This is a genomic window from Citrobacter sp. GW821-FHT07H02 (assembly GCF_059418505.1).
In genome coordinates, this window is record NZ_JBWKPZ010000008.1 from 1 (window position 1) to 17,707 (window position 17,707).

At 53.9% G+C, this 17,707-nt stretch carries 15 protein-coding genes; 10 read left to right on the forward strand and 5 right to left on the reverse strand.

Annotation, left to right across the window (positions count from 1 at the left end; translation table 11 throughout):
* Nucleotides 1-458: 458 nt before the first annotated feature.
* Nucleotides 459-1,730: a dicarboxylate/amino acid:cation symporter gene (locus tag AC07NP_RS10540; RefSeq protein ID WP_494660518.1), complete on the reverse strand. Its 1,272-nt coding sequence runs from the start codon at nt 1,728-1,730 to the stop codon at nt 459-461.
* Between the two features lie 437 nt (nt 1,731-2,167).
* Here AC07NP_RS10540 and AC07NP_RS10545 point away from each other — a divergent pair, with 437 nt between their 5' ends.
* The 10 genes from AC07NP_RS10545 (at nt 2,168) to cheZ (ending at nt 12,197) form a co-directional block, all read left to right on the forward strand.
* Nucleotides 2,168-2,728: a Csu type fimbrial protein gene (locus AC07NP_RS10545; RefSeq protein ID WP_238929238.1), complete on the forward strand. Its 561-nt coding sequence runs from the start codon at nt 2,168-2,170 to the stop codon at nt 2,726-2,728.
* A gap of 86 nt (nt 2,729-2,814) precedes the next feature.
* Nucleotides 2,815-3,282, forward strand: coding sequence for a Csu type fimbrial protein (locus AC07NP_RS10550; protein WP_494660519.1), 468 nt, complete (start codon nt 2,815-2,817; stop codon nt 3,280-3,282).
* A gap of 15 nt (nt 3,283-3,297) precedes the next feature.
* Entirely contained in the window at nt 3,298-4,053 is a 756-nt protein-coding gene (locus AC07NP_RS10555) for a fimbrial biogenesis chaperone (RefSeq protein ID WP_494660445.1), read from the forward strand.
* The gene (locus AC07NP_RS10560) at nt 4,029-6,419 is read left to right on the forward strand and encodes a fimbria/pilus outer membrane usher protein (RefSeq protein WP_494660446.1); all 2,391 of its coding nucleotides are present in this window, start codon (nt 4,029-4,031) and stop codon (nt 6,417-6,419) included. Before AC07NP_RS10555 ends, AC07NP_RS10560 begins: the two co-directional genes overlap by 25 nt.
* Nucleotides 6,416-7,381, forward strand: coding sequence for a Csu type fimbrial protein (locus tag AC07NP_RS10565; RefSeq protein WP_494660447.1), 966 nt, complete (start codon nt 6,416-6,418; stop codon nt 7,379-7,381). Before AC07NP_RS10560 ends, AC07NP_RS10565 begins: the two co-directional genes overlap by 4 nt.
* An 82-nt stretch (nt 7,382-7,463) precedes the next feature.
* A complete protein-coding gene (gene tar, locus AC07NP_RS10570) occupies nt 7,464-9,125 on the forward strand; it encodes a methyl-accepting chemotaxis protein II (RefSeq protein WP_494660448.1) in 1,662 nt (553 codons plus the stop codon).
* 97 nt (nt 9,126-9,222) lie between these two features.
* A complete protein-coding gene (gene cheR / locus AC07NP_RS10575; RefSeq protein WP_494660449.1) occupies nt 9,223-10,089 on the forward strand; it encodes a protein-glutamate O-methyltransferase CheR in 867 nt (288 codons plus the stop codon).
* Nucleotides 10,086-11,135, forward strand: a complete 1,050-nt coding sequence (locus AC07NP_RS10580) for a protein-glutamate methylesterase/protein-glutamine glutaminase (RefSeq protein WP_494660450.1) — start codon at nt 10,086-10,088, stop codon at nt 11,133-11,135. Before cheR ends, AC07NP_RS10580 begins: the two co-directional genes overlap by 4 nt.
* 17 nt (nt 11,136-11,152) lie before the next feature.
* On the forward strand, nt 11,153-11,542 hold the full coding sequence (gene cheY / locus AC07NP_RS10585; RefSeq protein ID WP_203360901.1) for a chemotaxis response regulator CheY: 390 nt from the start codon (nt 11,153-11,155) through the stop codon (nt 11,540-11,542).
* 10 nt (nt 11,543-11,552) lie between these two features.
* Nucleotides 11,553-12,197, forward strand: coding sequence for a protein phosphatase CheZ (gene cheZ, locus AC07NP_RS10590; RefSeq protein ID WP_494660451.1), 645 nt, complete (start codon nt 11,553-11,555; stop codon nt 12,195-12,197).
* A gap of 39 nt (nt 12,198-12,236) precedes the next feature.
* Here the strand turns inward: cheZ and AC07NP_RS10595 are convergent, their stop codons facing one another.
* The 4 genes from AC07NP_RS10595 to AC07NP_RS10610 form a co-directional block, all read right to left on the reverse strand.
* Nucleotides 12,237-13,397, reverse strand: a complete 1,161-nt coding sequence (locus tag AC07NP_RS10595) for a fimbrial protein (RefSeq protein WP_494660452.1) — start codon at nt 13,395-13,397, stop codon at nt 12,237-12,239.
* A complete protein-coding gene (locus AC07NP_RS10600; protein WP_494660453.1) occupies nt 13,387-15,942 on the reverse strand; it encodes a fimbria/pilus outer membrane usher protein in 2,556 nt (851 codons plus the stop codon). Before AC07NP_RS10600 ends, AC07NP_RS10595 begins: the two co-directional genes overlap by 11 nt.
* 9 nt (nt 15,943-15,951) lie before the next feature.
* A complete protein-coding gene (locus AC07NP_RS10605) occupies nt 15,952-16,644 on the reverse strand; it encodes a fimbrial biogenesis chaperone (protein ID WP_494660454.1) in 693 nt (230 codons plus the stop codon).
* 92 nt (nt 16,645-16,736) lie between these two features.
* The gene (locus AC07NP_RS10610) at nt 16,737-17,300 is read right to left on the reverse strand and encodes a fimbrial protein (protein WP_494660455.1); all 564 of its coding nucleotides are present in this window, start codon (nt 17,298-17,300) and stop codon (nt 16,737-16,739) included.
* Nucleotides 17,301-17,707: the final 407 nt, after the last annotated feature.

The following is a 17,707-nucleotide window of genomic DNA, read 5'->3' on the forward strand; positions in this document are numbered from 1 at the left end:
GCGTGAATTCATTTTTCACCTCATCAGTTATGTAATATATAACCTCTGAGCGTGTCTAAAACTATTAAACCACTTCAGGGTCGAGCCTGCATCCCTGCAGGCCGTCCCCTCCGCCCGCGTCCCTGCGGGCGGCCCCGGTCAGCCGTCAACGTCTCATCGATTTTCAGCCGGACCGTGGTGTCGCTTCCGCATTCTGACTTTCAGTGATTTCCGTTTGGCTGTTTAAACAGACACTCAGGTGGTCAGGTGTGGGGAGAGTCCGGCCGAAAATTGCCGACGTGTTTCCGTAAGGCCGGGGGAACCCGCAGGGATGCGGGTTCAGGGCGCGGCGATAGCCCCCTTAACCCGTTCACGGGACATGAAATGCCAGAGAAGCGAGAAACATAAGGTGAACGGAACCTTGTTCCGGAGTCAAAAATTTCCCAAAAAAAAGCATGACTCCTCAGAGCGTATGACTATCAGGCCTCCACCTGCTCTGTCCCCGTATCGCGGACATCTTCTTCTTCCAGTAATCCTTCGTCCTGCGCCAGCATGGCCGTGGCGATCCCGTTTCCTAACACGTTAATGGCGGAACGCCCCATATCGAGGAAGTGGTCGATACCCATCAACAGCAGGATCCCGGCGACAGGAATATTAAAGCTCGGGATCGTGGCCGCCAGGACCACCAGCGCGGAACGCGGTACACCCGCGATCCCTTTCGACGCCAGCATCAGCGTCAGCATCAACACGGTAATCTCGGCAAAAGAGAGATGAATATTGTAGGCCTGCGCGATAAACATCGAGGCAAATGAGCAGTACACCATCGAGCCGACCAGGTTGAAGGAGTAACCGATCGGCAGCACAAACGACACAATGTTGCGCGAACAGCCGAATTTGGTCAGTTGTTCGAGGGTCTTCGGGTAGGCCGCTTCCGAGCTGCTGGTTGTAAACGCCACCAGCACAGGGTCCTTCAGCATGCTGAGCAGGCGGAACACCTCTTTTTTCAGCACCAGGTATCCCACCGCTAACAACACCAGGCAGGTCATCAGGATAGCGGCGTAATAGCCGCCAATAAAGGAGGCGTAGTGAAGTAAAATGCCCAACCCCTCATTGGCGATAACCGATGAAATGGCCGCAAAAATTGCCAGCGGCGCGACGTACATGACGTAGCCCGTGACCTTCAGCATAATGTGTGAAACCACGTCCAGCGCGGCAACCAGCGGGGCATTAAATTTTTCACCCAGCGACGCGCCACCAATACCGAAAAACAGCGAGAACACGACGATTTGCAAAATTTCATTATCTGCCATCGCCCCCGCAATACTGGTTGGAATGGTATGAGACAAAAAGCCTTTTAAGCTCATGCCGCCCACCGCAAGACCGGTATCCACCGATTCCGCAGGGATAGCCAGATTTAACCCGCCGCCCGGTTGCTCAATCATCACGATAAAAAGCCCCACCAGAATGGACAGGACGGAAGAGCTGATAAACCAGATCATCGCTTTCCCTCCCACACGGCCAATGGTGGCGGTTTCACCCAAACGCATAATTCCTACGGTCAACGTGCTGAATACCAGCGGCGCAATCACCATTTTGATAAGTCTAAGGAAGATATCGGTGAGGAGAGTAATGTTGTCAGACCATGCGGCAATGGTGTCCTGACTGGTGTATGAATGAATCGCCGCCCCCGACAGAATGCCAGCCAGCATGAAGATCACGATAAATAACGTGAGTTTGTTTGCGTTTGCCACTAAAAAGCTCCCAGCTTGATTTAACATTTTATTTTCAGTGACGCATGTCTTTTATTTATTTAGAGGCACTGAAATATTCATTACCTAAATTGGAGTAAAGCGAGGTGGGATACAACTATTTTTTAGTATTTATCCATTTTGTTGCGTTCTGTTGGGCGTGATTATGTGATCCTGATCGCATAAGAATGAATATATCCTTCTGATACATCATTTTTCATGATGCGACCAAATGTTAATTTTTTGATAATTATGATGTTTTTATGTCAATAGGTCATAAGCATGACCATGCGCTGCGCTGGTGGTTGATTTCTCATACATAAACTAAATTTCAGTTTATCAGTTCGTTAGATCTTTTCCGCGTCTTCTGTTCCTGCCATCCCGGTCTGGTGGGAAAAACGTCGAGGATAGCGATTTCTGGAGGTGAAGTGATGAACAATATGTATCTGATCCTGGGCACCGTTAGCGTGTTTTTGTTGCCTGTACCTTCCGTCCTCGCGCTCTCGAGCAACGGGACGATAGGCGCGACGCTGACGCTGACTAACGGCTGCTTGATCAACGGATCGCCCAGCCAGAACGGGATCAATTTCGGTACGCTCGATTTTGGCGCGCATCCGGCGACGTTTTCAGAATTGACGACCCAGTTGACGGGGGCGGGAGGGGGCAACAGCTTTGGCATTCAGTGCACCACGACGGATTACACGGTACAAATCACCGGCAACACGAACTCCTCCGCACCGGGAAATGTGGTGGGGACGCCGGGCACGCCCGCTCGTTATCTCATCAACGCGGCAAACACAACGCAGGGCGTCGCTTACAGCCTGTACAGCGACAGTGGATTCAGTAATGTCATCGACAACAACACCCCTATCCCGAAAACATCGACCACTGCAGGTGTCGATAACTACACCCTGTACGGGCGTATTCAGGGCGGTGGCAACAGCGTCACCGTCGTACCAGGAACCTATACCGACACCATCAATGTCAGCGTAATTTACTGATAAATCAAAAAATGGGTTTTTCATACGCACACTCCTGTATCGGGAGCGGGGGGCTGTTACGCCTGATTTTGGGTCTGTTGGCCAGCATGTGGGGGGCGGCGCAGGCCGTCACCACTCAGTCTTTTCAGCTTAGCGCTACCGTAACGCCGGGCTGTTCCGTCATCACCGGCAGCGGAGGCGTGCTGGGCGCACTCGATTTTGGTACCTACAGCGGGGTAGAAACGCGGCAGGTGAATACTCGCTTTGTGCCGAATGCAGCGCTGTCGCTGGCATGCACGCCGGGAGTGTCGCTCAGTATGAGCATTGATGGAGGACGCAATTTTGCTTCAGTGCGAAATATGCAGCGCTCGGGAGGCACCCAGCGCGTGGCCTATCGTCTCTACAGCTCTTCTTCTCTGGGGGCGAACAGTGAAATCGGCGTTAATCAGCCTGTGTCGGTGGCTTACAGCGATAGCAATAACATTGCACTGCCGTTATTTGGCGTTGCATTTCTGACCGGATTCAGCCCGGCGGGAAACTATTCAGATCAACTTACCGTGACGCTGTCGTGGTAGTAAGGGAGTGATGTGATGAAGATGCGTTTGAATCCGGGGCGACTGTTTGCCCTGACGGCGATGCTGATGGCACCGGGGGCACACAGCGCAGGGACTATTTTGCTTTGGCCCATCGATCCCTGGCTTGCCGCCGACAGTCAGGCCACCGAACTGTGGATCCAGAATCAGGGCGATTCACCGATGATGATGCAGGTACGTATCGTGCGTTGGCACCAGGACGGGGGATTCGAACGTTATCAGCAACAGCAGGATGTGGTCGCCAGCCCTCCCATTGTGCGTATTGAGAAAGGGAGTAAACAGCTCATCCGTCTGATTAAGCAGGCCACCGTGCCCGCCGGGGTTGAGCAGGCTTACCGCATCATTGTCGATGAAATCCCGCAGCCAGAGAACGTCAGTGCGCCGCAGATGGGGCTCAACGTACAGATGCGTTATTCATTGCCGCTCTTTGTTTACGGGCAGGGCGTCGCTACCTCGCCTGAAGGGGAATATCACGCGCGTGTAAACGTGCAGCAGCTCAACTGGCGGGTGGTGCAGGAGCAGGGCAAACCACAACTGGAAGTGCATAATCAGAGCGATGTGCATGTCCGGCTCAGTAAAGTGTCGCTGCAGCAAGGGGGGGCGAAGTATACCGTGGCTGAAGGTCTGTTGGGTTATGTTCTGCCTGGCAGTTATCGGCGCTGGCCGCTACCCGCAGGTGTTTCTCACCCTGCAGAGTTAACCTCGGCAGCCAACACGCAGGGTGGTCAATGGCAGTCTGGTCCCGCCAACTGAGTGGTGTGGTGATGACGGCGCTATTGGCCAGTCCCTCCCTTTGCCGGGCGGAGTCGGGGGATGACTCACTGCCACCGCCGCCTGATGCCCGCGCGATGAATACCGACGCGGTCTTCCATCTGGCGCTGATCGTTAATCACTACGATACACAACAGGTGGTGCCAGTGACCCGGCGACAGGGGGACTTTTATGTTGCGAGCGCCGATTTACAGCGTGCCGGGCTCCCGCCTGACAAACTTCCGCACGGGGATGTCAACACGTCACGGTTAGCGCAGGTGCAAACCGAATACGATAGCAGCGGGCAGCGCCTGCTATTGACGGTTCCTCGCGACTGGGTGCCTGAACGGATCATGCATTTTGGCGGTGAGTCGTCGCAGAGTACGCCGCATCATGGGCGTGGCGCGTTACTTAACTATGATTTTTACGCAAGCGATTCTCAACATGGCGGTGGGCAGGCCTCGGTCTGGCATGAACTTCGCTTTTTTAATGATGCGGGATCGTTCTCTTCGACAGGCTATGTGCGCCAGAATATGGCGGGAAGCCACGATCAGCAAGAGGGCTATGTTCGTTATGACACAGTGTTCACGGCCACTCACGAAGACGATGCCACCCAGTGGCGCATCGGGGATGTGATCAGCGATGCCCTGAGCTGGAGCAACAGTGTGCGAGTGGGCGGTCTTTACTGGGGGCGCGATTTTTCTCTGCGTCCCGATCTTGTGACCTGGCCTCTGCCGGAATTTTCCGGCGAAGCGGCTGTTCCGACATCCGTTGACCTGTTCATTGATGGTTATCGGGCAGGGTCGACGCAACTCCAGCCGGGACCGTTTACGCTCACCAATCTGCCCTACATTAACGGCGCGGGCGATGCGGTACTGGTCACGCGTGATGCGTTGGGTCGGCAGGTGAGCACGACATTACCGTTTTATGTTGCCAGTGAACTGTTGGCACCTGGTATGAGTGATGGGGCGGCGACCTTGGGGAGCCTGCGGCGTAACTACGGTATCGACAATGCTGACTACGGTCCGGCAGTGGGGAGTGCGACATACCGATATGGCGCCACCGATTTTCTGACGCTGGAAGGACACGGGGAAGCCGCCGAAGAACTGGCACTGGCGGGAGCAGGAGCACTGGTCAAACTGGGGCGTTTTGGGGTGGTGAATGGCGCATGGACGGAAAGCCGTATGCGGGATAAAAGCGGTCATCAGATCAACTGGGGGTATCAGTACAGTACCGCGGCGTTCAGTCTCGCTACACAGCACTCCCGGCGTGAACGGGGGTTTGGCAATCTGGCGCTGTACGATCAGTCTGACGATGCGGATGATGATAATCAACCGCTGGCGTCGTTGAGTCAGCGCAGCGATCAATACTCGCTTACCTTCAATATGGGAACGTTCGGGAATGTCGGTGCGGCATGGATCGATATCCGTAGCTTTGATGCGCAAAAAACGGAATTGCTCAACCTCTCCTGGAGCCGCAATTTGTGGGGGAGCAGCAGCCTGTATCTTGCCGCCAGCCGGGACCGACAACAGGGTGACTGGACACTGGCGATGTCGGTGCAAATTCCGCTGGGTGAACGAGACAGCGCCGCTTTCAGCATGGAGAAGACGCCGGATGCGGGGCAAACGCAACGCATTAATTACACCCATTCGATGCCGACCGACGGAGGATTTAGCTGGAATCTGGCATGGGCGCGACAATCGCAAGACAGTGACTACCAGCAGGCGACGCTGGGCTGGCGGAATAACAACGTGGAGTTGCAGGGCGGAACCTACGGCGAGAGTGATGAAATGACCTGGTGGGGCGAAGCAATGGGTTCCCTGGTGCTGATGGACAATCAATTGTTTGCCGCCAACAAGATCAACGATGCTTTTGTGGTGGTCAGCACTGACGGGCATGCCGATGTTCCGGTCAATTATGAAAATCAGCCCATCGGGAAAACCAATGAGAAGGGGTATTTGCTGATCAGCAGCGTTTCGGCCTATTACCCGGCGAATTACAGCATCAATACGTTGAATTTACCGGCGGATATCCAGCTGAAGGAAACTGAACGCAAGGTGGCGTTACGGCGCCAAAGCGGTTATCTGGTGGATTTCCCCATGGAGCAGGAGCGCGTGGCCAGCGTGATTCTGCACGATGAGAACGCTCAACCGTTGCCTGTGGCAAGCCAGGTCATGCGATCGCAACAGAAATCTGCCGTGGTGGGGTACGACGGCATCGTCTGGCTGGAAAATTTAGAGAACGTCACGATCTTGCAGGCGACGACGCCGGACGGCAGACATTGTCAGGCAACGCTTACGCTGGCCGCGAATCCTCAGCATAAACTGCAAACCTATGGCCCGCTTATTTGTCGGAGCGACCCAGGGTGATCGTTCGGGGGCTGTGGCTGTTAGCGTTATTGGTGATAGCACCGGGCGTTCGGGCGGCGTGCTCGGTTGCGACGACCAGCGGCGCATTAGGCAGCGTCTCTTCTTTTACCGTGAACAATACCGAACAAACGAGCAGCGCCGATCTGTTGGTGCAATGCGATGTGGTACTGGGATTGCTCAATAACGACACGGTCACGCTGACCTACACGGGAGCATCCGCCACGGTCAGCAATCGGGGGGCATTAAAGCGCGTGGATAACGCTACCCTGGCGGATGCCATTCCGGTTCGGCTGTGCGGCCAATCCAATTGCGCCAATAACAGTGAAATCGCCATTAACGGTAGCTACACCTGGAGCGGGAGTACGCTGCTGGCGTTATTGGGTTCAAAGCGCTTTACTCTGCCGCTCTATTTTCGCACGGTAACGGGGCAAAACGTCAGCGCGGGACCGTATCAGCTCATCTTCAATTTCAACGTTTACTACAATATTTGCCAGGTTGGCGCGCTGGGATTGTGTATTACCAATCAAACCAATACGGTGGCGACGACCTTACCATTGACCCTGACGGTCACCAACGACTGCATCACCATTACCGCGCCGAACGTCAATTTTGGCAGCGCGCCGCTGGTGAAAAACTTTCCCGCGATCGCCCAGTCCGTTTCAGTCACGTGCACTAAAGGCAGTACATACACCGTCGGTATCAATAATGGCAGCAACGCGAGCGGGAATGTCAGAAATATGGCAAGCGGCGCTAATCGCCTGAGTTATGAGATTTACAAAGGCAGCACCACTGAGCGATGGGGAAGCAGCGGGACGGAACGCTGGGCCAGCAGCGCCTCGTCCTCACTGAGTTCCGACGGACTACTGCGAACTTACAACTACACGGCCAAAATTTTGAATACGCAAACGACGCCGCCCGCAGGGACGTATACCGACACCGTTGTTGTCGATATTGCGTTCTAGCCCATTTTTTCCTTTTCGCAAATGTAAAGTTCTGCCCCGGGGTGCCGATAACGGAGATAACTCGTTTTCAGGAAGGTGCCTTATGTTTAACCGTATCCGCGTTGTCACAATGCTGATGATGGTGCTGGGGGTTTTCGCACTGCTACAGCTTGTTTCCGGTGGTCTGTTGTTTTCTTCATTGCAGCAGAATCAGCAAAGTTTTGTTATTTCTAACGATTTACGCCAGCAGCAGAGTGAACTTACCTCGACATGGGACCTCATGCTGCAGACGCGTATTAACCTGAGTCGCTCTGCCGCGCGCATGATGATGGATGCCAGCAACCAGCAGAGCAGCGCAAAAAGCGATCTGCTGAAGAATGCCAAAAACGTTCTGGCGCAGGCGGCGGCGCATTACAACACGTTCAAAAATATTACGCCTTTGCCTGAAATGGCGGAGGCCAGCGGCAATGTGGATGAGAAATACCTGCAATACCATGCGGCGCTGGCAGAACTGATTCAGTTCCTGGAACACGGCAACATGGACGCGTACTTTGCCCAACCGACCCAGGGGATGCAAAACGCGCTGGGCGAGGCGCTGGGTAAATATGCCAGCGTCAGCGAGAAACTGTATCGCCAGGCGTTCGACGAAAGCGCCCGTGATTATCACTTTGCGCAATGGCAACTTGCCATTCTTGCGGTGGTCCTGGTGCTGATTCTGGTCGTCGTCTGGTACGGCATTCGCCATACCTTACTGAATCCGCTCGCAAAGGTGATTGGCCATATTCGCGAAATTGCCGGTGGCGATTTGACAAAGACATTAACCGTCGCCGGGCGTAACGAAATTGGCGAGCTGGCAGGCAGCGTTGATCACATGCAGCGTTCGTTGATTGACACGGTGACCCAGGTTCGCGAAGGTTCTGACGCCATTTATTCCGGCACCAGCGAAATCGCCACTGGTAACACCGATCTCTCCTCACGCACCGAGCAACAGGCGTCGGCGCTGGAAGAGACCGCCGCCAGCATGGAGCAGCTTACCGCAACGGTGAAACAGAACGCCGACAATGCGCGTCAGGCGTCGCAGCTCGCGCAAAGCGCCTCTGATACGGCGCAGCACGGCGGCAAAGTGGTCGACGGCGTGGTGAAAACGATGCACGAGATTGCCGACAGCTCCAAGAAAATCGCCGACATCATCAGCGTTATTGACGGTATTGCTTTTCAGACCAACATCCTGGCGCTGAACGCCGCCGTGGAAGCGGCTCGTGCCGGAGAGCAGGGGCGTGGGTTCGCGGTGGTCGCTGGCGAAGTGCGCAATTTAGCCAGCCGCAGCGCGCAAGCGGCGAAAGAGATTAAAGCACTGATTGAAGACTCCGTGTCGCGGGTCGATACCGGCTCGGTGCTGGTGGAAAGTGCGGGCGAGACGATGAATGACATCGTCAATGCCGTCACGCGCGTCACCGACATTATGGGGGAAATTGCCTCCGCGTCCGACGAGCAGAGCCGCGGCATTGATCAGGTGGCGCTGGCGGTGTCTGAAATGGATCGCGTCACGCAGCAAAACGCCTCGCTGGTACAGGAGTCTGCGGCGGCCGCGGCGGCGCTCGAAGAGCAGGCCAGTCGTTTAAATATGGCCGTCTCGGCATTCCGTCTGGCGTCACGCCCCCTTGCACCAAAATCGCGTGATGCGCATCGCTCAGGCAATACGCCTCACGCCGCACAATCCCGTCCGCTGACAACGGAACCGGACACCCATTGGGAAACATTCTGATGGTCGTTTAAACCTGAATTGCACATCGTACCACCCTAAGCACCGGCACCGCGAAAAGCGGTGTCGGTTGCATCCTGAATGTGATTGAGAAGGCGCTATGACATCATCTCTGCCCGCTGGGCAAACGTCATTATTGTTACAGATGACACAGCGCCTCGCGCTGTCTGACGCGCATTTTCGTCGGATATGTCAATTAATCTACCAGCGCGCGGGTATCGTGCTGGCGGACCACAAGCGGGATATGGTCTATAACCGTCTGGTCCGCCGCTTACGTACGCTGGGACTGGACGACTTTGGTCGCTATCTCAGTACGCTGGAGGCCAACCAAAACAGCGCCGAGTGGCAGGCGTTTATTAACGCACTGACCACCAATCTGACCGCTTTCTTTCGTGAAGGTCATCATTTCCCCGTGTTGGCGGAGCATGCGCGTCGTCGTAACGGTGAATACCGGGTATGGAGCGCGGCGGCCTCCACCGGAGAGGAGCCTTACAGTATCGCCATCACGCTGGCGGACACGCTGGGCACCGCGCCGGGACGCTGGAAAGTGTTTGCCAGCGATATCGACACTGAAGTGCTGGAAAAGGCGAGAAGCGGGATTTATCGCCTTGATGAACTCAAAACGCTCTCGCCACAGCAGTTGCAGCGTTACTTCATGCGGGGAACTGGCCCCCATGAAGGGCTGGTGCGCGTGCGTCAGGAACTGGCCAATTACGTCGAGTTTTCCAGCGTTAATTTGCTGGATAAGCAGTACAACGTACCGGAGCCGTTTGACGCCATATTTTGCCGTAACGTAATGATCTATTTTGATAAAACGACGCAGCAGGACATTTTGCACCGTTTTGTTCCACTCCTTAAGCCTGATGGACTGCTGTTTGCCGGTCACTCAGAAAACTTTAGCCACCTCGTGCGCGATTTTTGCCTACGCGGACAAACGGTGTATGCGCTAAGTAAGGATAAAGTATGAGTAAAATCAGGGTATTGTCAGTTGATGATTCCGCGCTTATGCGCCAAATCATGACCGAGATTATAAACAGCCATAGCGACATGGAGATGGTGGCGACGGCGCCCGATCCGTTGGTTGCCCGGGATTTAATCAAGAAATATAACCCCGATGTCCTGACGCTGGATGTCGAAATGCCGCGGATGGACGGTCTCGATTTCCTTGAGAAGTTGATGCGGCTGCGGCCAATGCCCGTGGTGATGGTCTCTTCCCTGACCGGAAAAGGCTCCGAAGTGACCCTGCGTGCGCTGGAGTTGGGGGCGATTGATTTTGTGACCAAACCGCAGCTCGGTATTCGTGAAGGCATGCTGGCCTACAGCGCGATGATTGCGGAAAAAGTGCGGACGGCGTCGCGCGCGCGTCTGGCTGCCCATAAACCGTTGGCGGCGCCTGTCACCCTGAAAGCCGGGCCGCTACTCAGTTCGGAAAAATTGATCGCCATTGGCGCCTCAACCGGGGGAACCGAGGCGATACGCCATGTGCTTCAGCCGCTGCCGCTCTCCAGCCCGGCGGTGATTATCACGCAGCATATGCCGCCCGGATTTACCCGTTCCTTTGCTGAGCGCCTGAACAAACTGTGTCAGATAGCAGTGAAAGAGGCGGAACACGGCGAGCGAGTGTTACCCGGACACGCCTATATCGCGCCGGGAGACAAGCACATGGAGCTGGCGCGCAGCGGGGCAAACTATCAAATCAAAATTCATGACGGTCCGCCGGTTAACCGGCATCGACCTTCAGTAGATGTGTTGTTTCATTCGGTGGCGATTCATGCGGGGCGCAACGCCGTGGGGGTGATCCTCACGGGGATGGGCAACGATGGCGCGGCGGGGATGTTAGCGATGCACCAGGCAGGCGCCTGGACCATTGCGCAAAATGAAGCAAGTTGTGTGGTGTTCGGCATGCCGCGCGAGGCCATCAATATGGGTGGCGTGAGCGAAGTGGTCGATCTCAGCCAGGTAAGCCAGCAGATGCTGGCGAAAATCAGTGCCGGACAGGCAATACGTATTTGAATCAGGAGCAAATTTTTATGGCGGATAAAGAGCTTAAGTTTTTGGTTGTGGATGACTTTTCCACCATGCGTCGCATTGTGCGCAACCTGCTAAAAGAGCTGGGTTTTAACAACGTCGAAGAGGCCGAGGATGGCGTGGATGCGTTGAACAAACTGCAGGCCGGTGGGTATGGGTTTGTCATTTCCGACTGGAATATGCCCAATATGGACGGTCTTGAGCTGCTGAAAACAATCCGTGCAGATGGCGGAATGTCCTCGCTGCCGGTATTGATGGTGACGGCGGAAGCCAAGAAAGAGAACATCATTGCTGCGGCTCAGGCAGGGGCGAGTGGTTACGTGGTGAAACCGTTCACCGCCGCGACGCTGGAAGAGAAACTCAACAAAATCTTTGAGAAACTGGGTATGTGAGGGTGTGACGATGATGCAACCATCAATCAAACCTGCGGATGATCACTCGGCAGGGGATATCATCGCGCGCATCGGCAGCCTGACCCGAATGTTGCGCGACAGCCTGCGGGAACTGGGGCTGGATCAGGCTATTGCGGAAGCGGCGGAAGCGATTCCGGACGCGCGCGACCGTCTGGATTATGTCGTGCAGATGACGGCGCAGGCGGCAGAACGCGCGCTGAACAGCGTTGAAGCGTCTCAGCCGCACCAGGATGAAATGGAGAAAGGGGCGAAAGCGCTATCCGAGCGTTGGGATGCGTGGTTTGAAAACCCGATCGAACTTTCTGACGCGCGTGAACTGGTCACCGATACGCGAAAATACCTTGGCGACGTGCCGGGGCATACCAGTTTTACCAATGCGCAGTTACTCGACATCATGATGGCGCAGGATTTCCAGGATCTTACCGGTCAGGTGATCAAGCGCATGATGGATGTGATTCAGGAGATCGAGCGTCAATTGCTGATGGTCTTGCTGGAAAACATTCCGGAGCAGGGCGCGCGTCCGAAACGCGAAAATGAAAGCCTGCTGAATGGCCCACAGGTCGACACCTCGAAGGCTGGCGTAGTTGCCAGCCAGGACCAGGTGGATGATCTGCTGGACAGTTTAGGCTTCTGATAACTCGCGCCGCCCAGTGCAAACCGGGCGGCTTTTCTACTAGCGAAGCTCCATTTTCACCGTTACGTTACCCTCAAATTTACCCGGTTCCGGTTTTTTCGCGGTGGTGCCAACCGGGGCGGCTTTCATGACGATGTTGCCGTTGCCCTGTCCATCCATCGTCACCGGTAGGTCCAGCGACCCGTCCAGTACGACGTCATCGTTGTTTTGATCAAACATCCGCACCCCAATGTCATCCCTGCCCTCCATTTTGGCAATCAGACTGTTGCTGCCTGAAACGACCCCCTGATCGGCACTGAGTGTCAGCTGAATTTTCCCGGTGTTAGCGGCCGCCGGATCGTCACAATGGTAAGAGATATTGACGTCTCTGAGCGTATAGCTTGCCGGAGGCTTACCCTGCGCAACGAACTGTGAGGTGACAATATTGCCGAGTTCAACCTCGATGGTGCTGCCGGCGTTAATCGTACAGCTGAGCGGGGCGCTGAGTTTTCCCGTCAGGTGAAAATCGGAAACATGTTGGGTGTTGGTGACGGCACAATAGTTTCCGGTAGAGAGGCAGGAATAGTTTTGCGCGATAACGGTCAGTGGGATGATCTCTTCGCCTAAAATGGCTTGCTTAACGTAGAGCGTGATCAGGACAACGTTCCACTTAAATTCTCGCTTAATGCTGCTTCCAGTGGAAGGGCGCGATGCATCGCTACAAACATCGCTGGTTGCCTCAGTCGGTTTTATCGATTCAGTCTTCTTCTGCATGCTGGCGAAGGGGGTGGGGTAACTATCAATGTTGATTTGCGTTAAGTTAATGCCATCGGGTGAGTTTATTGCATCGGCGTAGGCGGTGACATCAATATCTAAATGATCGGTCAGGGAGCCGTATCCCGCTTTACCCGCAGGTAACGGGCTGCCGGCGGCGGTGAGTTCATAGACCGGGGTGCCCGTATTCATCCCGTTCGGGCAATCGCAGTTGGCGACGACCGACGGCCCTACGGCGACAAAATGGTAATCCGGATTGCTGATAATTTGCCCATCCTTATTATTCTCAGAGGTGAGTTCCGTATTGATGGTGGTGGTGTAATCCACCGGCGGCGGGAAGCAGTTGGTTAGTATGACGGTAGCGGCGCGAGTCGCGAGCGGTAAGGCCAACAGGACCATAACGAGTCCGACGCTGTAGAGTAAGCGGGTGAGATGTTTATTCTGCATGAGTTGTCTCCGGCTTGCAGAGCGCACTGACCTGGCGGATACCGCCGGGGGCCGTGTCGGAAGAAGATGAAAGCGTGATGTCAGCATGGCAACGCTGTTCTGCGGCGTTTCCCCACTTCACTGTCAGAGGGACAGTTTCGCCGACCCCGGCGAGATACAGCACGCCGCGGTCGTCGACAATACCGCTGAGAGAGAGGTCATCGACGCTGGCGATGGCGCCAAAGGGGATCGCCCGGCCATCAGGGCGGGTGAGAGACACCAGAACCCGGTAGCCGACATGTGCCGAAAAGTGCGTGCTGACGGCGGCGTTACGGGACGGCACCACGGTCATCGCGGTGGCATCCGTATCTACATCAGACGGCAAACTGGTGGTATCAATACGGATCACGTTTTCCTGGTAAGGCGTCAGTGAAGGGATGACCGCGTTGCCAAAAAGATCGGTTTGCACGCCCCGCTGGTTGGCAAAATGCACGCCAGGCGCGCCTTTGGCACTGACAATGGCGAATTGATCGCCTAAGGGCTGAGCAAGCGTGACGCCTGCAGGGTGAGCCACTATCCCACCGCTGATCCCATAACTTAGCTGCTGTGAGCTATCGGAGGCGGAGGCGTATCCGGCGTTAAGATTGGCATATTGCGAACGATAGCTACTATAGACGCTACTGCTGTCGCCGCCGCCATGGTTAGTCCGGCTCTGCTGGAGTGAATAACTGAGCCGATCATCATCCAGCAATGTGCCACTAAGCCCCACATTCTGCGAAGTATCCCCTTGCTTACTGGTGCTGAGATTGTAGCTGGCCCAACTTTTAGGTAGCCATCGGGAGAGCGGCAGGCTAAAACCCAGTGATAGCATCTGATCGCTGGGTTCGTCGCTGGTTTTGCTATAGGTATAAGCCAGGTTGACGCTGACGTCGCCAATCATCCGATTGATGCCTGACGTGATGCTTCGCTCTTTGTGGTTGGTTTGCCAGTAATCCTGTTGATAACCGGAAATGTACACACTGCTGTCGAGTACGGTCTGGCTTATATTGAGCTGGAGTCGGCTGCGTTTGTTGTAGTTGTAAGACCAGTCGCTATCGTTCGCATCGTGCTTTTCGTTAGCATCGGCAAACGTGTAATAACCGCCGGTCGAGTAGCGATAGCTCGCAAGGCTGAATTTGGTGTCTGTTGCCTCGATCTGTTTGGAATACATCAGACGCCAGGACTGCCCGTCGTGCCGTTCGTTATTATCCAGTTGAGTACGGGCCAGCGTTACATCGGTTGAGATGGCGCCCAGTTCCCCCAACATGACTCCTGTACCGCCATTCACCGCCTGGTAGTCCGAAGACGTGGTTACGCCGCCGAAAAATGTCAGGAAGTTATTCAGACCATAAATAAGACTGGCCTGAGCGAAAAGGGGCTCTCTGGCGGCTTGACTCTCGTCTGCACGATAGCGGGCGAGAGTCACTTCGTAGCGGATATTGCCGGGTCGCTGCATGATGGCGACGCTTGAATAGGGCTGGGTGAAATGATGCTCGGTCCCGTCGGCTTCTTTAATTGTTACGTCAAGATCGCCGCTATTGCTGGTGGAGTAGAGATCGGTAATTTCAAAAGGACCGGGTGCGACGTTGGCCTGATAGATGACATACCCATTTTGTCGCACCGAGACTTCGGCATTAGAACTGGCGATACCGCGAATAACCGGGGCAAACCCCCGCTGGTTATAGGGCAGCATTTGATCGTCAGATGCCACGTTGATGCCGCGGTATTGCAGGCTGTCAAAGATCTCGCCACGGGTGCTGTTTTCGCCAGCGATAAACTGGGCTTTTAAACAACGGATATCATGCTGGAGCCAGGTATTAATGGTTTGCCAGGATTGCGTCTCATCGGACTGGTTCCAGGTTGAATAGTTGCGTAACCGCCAGCCACCGAGATTGGCGCCGCTACGCAGGTTAAGATACTGGCTGGAACCGTGGGTTTGATCCCCACCGCTACGCTCTGAGCCAGAGAACGCGTAGTTGGTAAAGAGTACCGGCACGCCGTCGTTCCAGGATGACGCTGCAATCTCATCGCGATGATGCTCATCAATAGCCGCTTGCGGCATACTGATGCGTAACGTCATGGCATTAAAATCAAACGTCACTGCCGCAAAGGGAATGTAATCGCCAGGCGGCTTTCCCAGCGGCTCATTGGCAGGCAACTGCGCCAGTTCAGGGTAAGCCTCGACACGAATCCCCCATTGCCGTAACTGCTCAGGGGTTAACTGCGGCTGCAATGCCCCTGTTTTATCATTGATATAGGTAATCGATTTATCGTCGATGTACTGTTTATTCATGATCACTTTGGTGTGATATGTGCCGGGTAATTGCCCGTTTTCTTTTGAAAACAAGGAGAGATCGATATCCTGCTGCGATAGCCCGTCTCCCTCAAGTGATGAAGGGGCAAAGTAATATTCCCGCGCATTGACGTTGCTCACCGCGACGAGGAGCAAGCTGCTCAAACCTCTCAGGAGAGGATTGAGTCGTTTCAAAGGGCGGAAGAGGGACAGGCGCAATCCATTAGCAGCCATTGAGCACCACTATTTCTGGTTTAAACTGGCGGTAAACTCCGCGCTTGCATTGCCGTAGTCGGTAATGCAGCGCCAGCTCACCTTCGCGCCATTCACGGCGTTAGCGAGGGGGAATGTTGCGTTGGCTTTCGGGGCAACCATGTCAACGTGGGTTATCGACTTACCATTTATTCGCAGGGTATCGAAAACGCTGTAATAGTCGCCGTCATTGGTAATGAAAACCTGCCCCCCACGCTGACTAAAACGCAGATTTTTACAGGTATCCATGGGGGCGTTTTTCAGTCCTTCCGGGCGCCAGAACAGTTTTAATCTGGTTTTGTAAATAAGGCGTAAGACATTATTTTGGTTGTTGTCTTTCGCGATGGCCGGGATGGTGCGAACGTTCATATAAAACAGGGATTCACGATCGGTGGGGAGCGCCTGCCCGGACCAGGTAATACGCAGGCTTTGTTCTTTTTGCGGATCGAGTCGAAAGAGCGGGGGGGTCACAATAAACGGCCCCCGGGTTTTTCCATCGCCGGTATCCGTCCATGACTGAATAAGCCAGGGGAGCTCTTTTTCTGTATTGGTGAGCGCCAGCGCCACTTCTTTTTTGCTTGCATCATAAATAACACGCGTACGCCCCACCTGAATCCCTGCCGCGTGGCTGAGAGTGGTAAATGCATAAGGGGTGATACAAATGATGAGCAGAAGAAGGCGCATATAAAAACCTTTAATAAACAAATGTGTTATAAAATAGTTCCTGACGTGTTATTAACGGCATCGCTAATAACACGCCGGAAAAGACTCCAGATTTACTCATATAGAATATTAATTGTTAAATCGGCATTGGCTTCACCCGCGGTTACCGTTGATGAGATAGACTTATAGCGGGCATTCAGCATGGTGGAAATGGTATCTGTTGCGCTGGTTGACAATGGGATATAAACTTGCCCGCTTGACTTATCAAACTTGATCAGAGTGGTATCATGGTCTAACTCGCTGAGGACGATAGCCACGCCTTCGGCTTCTGAAACGGCCAGTTCGTCTGGTGACCCCGCGACTGTGACGCCAGAAAAGGTGAGCTGAATCGCTGCAAGCCCATCGCTTTTCACCGGACAGTCCTTAAGCTCAATGGGAACCGGTGTGAGAGGTGTTTCCGTTCCCACCGTTTTGAATAGCGACGTAGGGTAAGTCCCCAATGGCACTTTATACTCTGTTGTACCACCATCGCCTACAACCACGCAGCTTGGCGCAATAATTTCCCCGGTAAAGTGGATTTTCCCGGCATTATCTTCCGCAGCAACGTTTCCCCGAGCCGCAATGGCGGTTGACGTTGACAGGGCCAAAAGCAAACAAACAAAAATATTCCTTTTCACGCTATTATTCTCCAGAACAATTAAAGCCGGTAAATATATTAAATAAAAATATAGTTCAGGGATGTTCCATTTAAATGAGTGTCGCTAGTATACACTGAAGTTTCTTATTCGGAAGCGGCTGTTATTTTTTCATGGAGCGGGGTCGTAGTTTTTTGATGTTTGTCATTTTTATTTATTCTTGATTTATATGTATCCCTGTGAATTTATTTTCCAGATAATAAAATAAAGGTGTTTTAGGCCGTGTATGAGTGCTGTTGTAGGTGTTCTGTTATTTGTATTTGCGTTGTTATTATAGGTTTCATGTTTAATTAATTTCGTGGGGAAGTGTTTTTGATTTTTATAAATGCCAGTGAAGGTATATTTATTTTCAATAAATAAGCGTTAGCAATTAATAGCACAATGTTCCG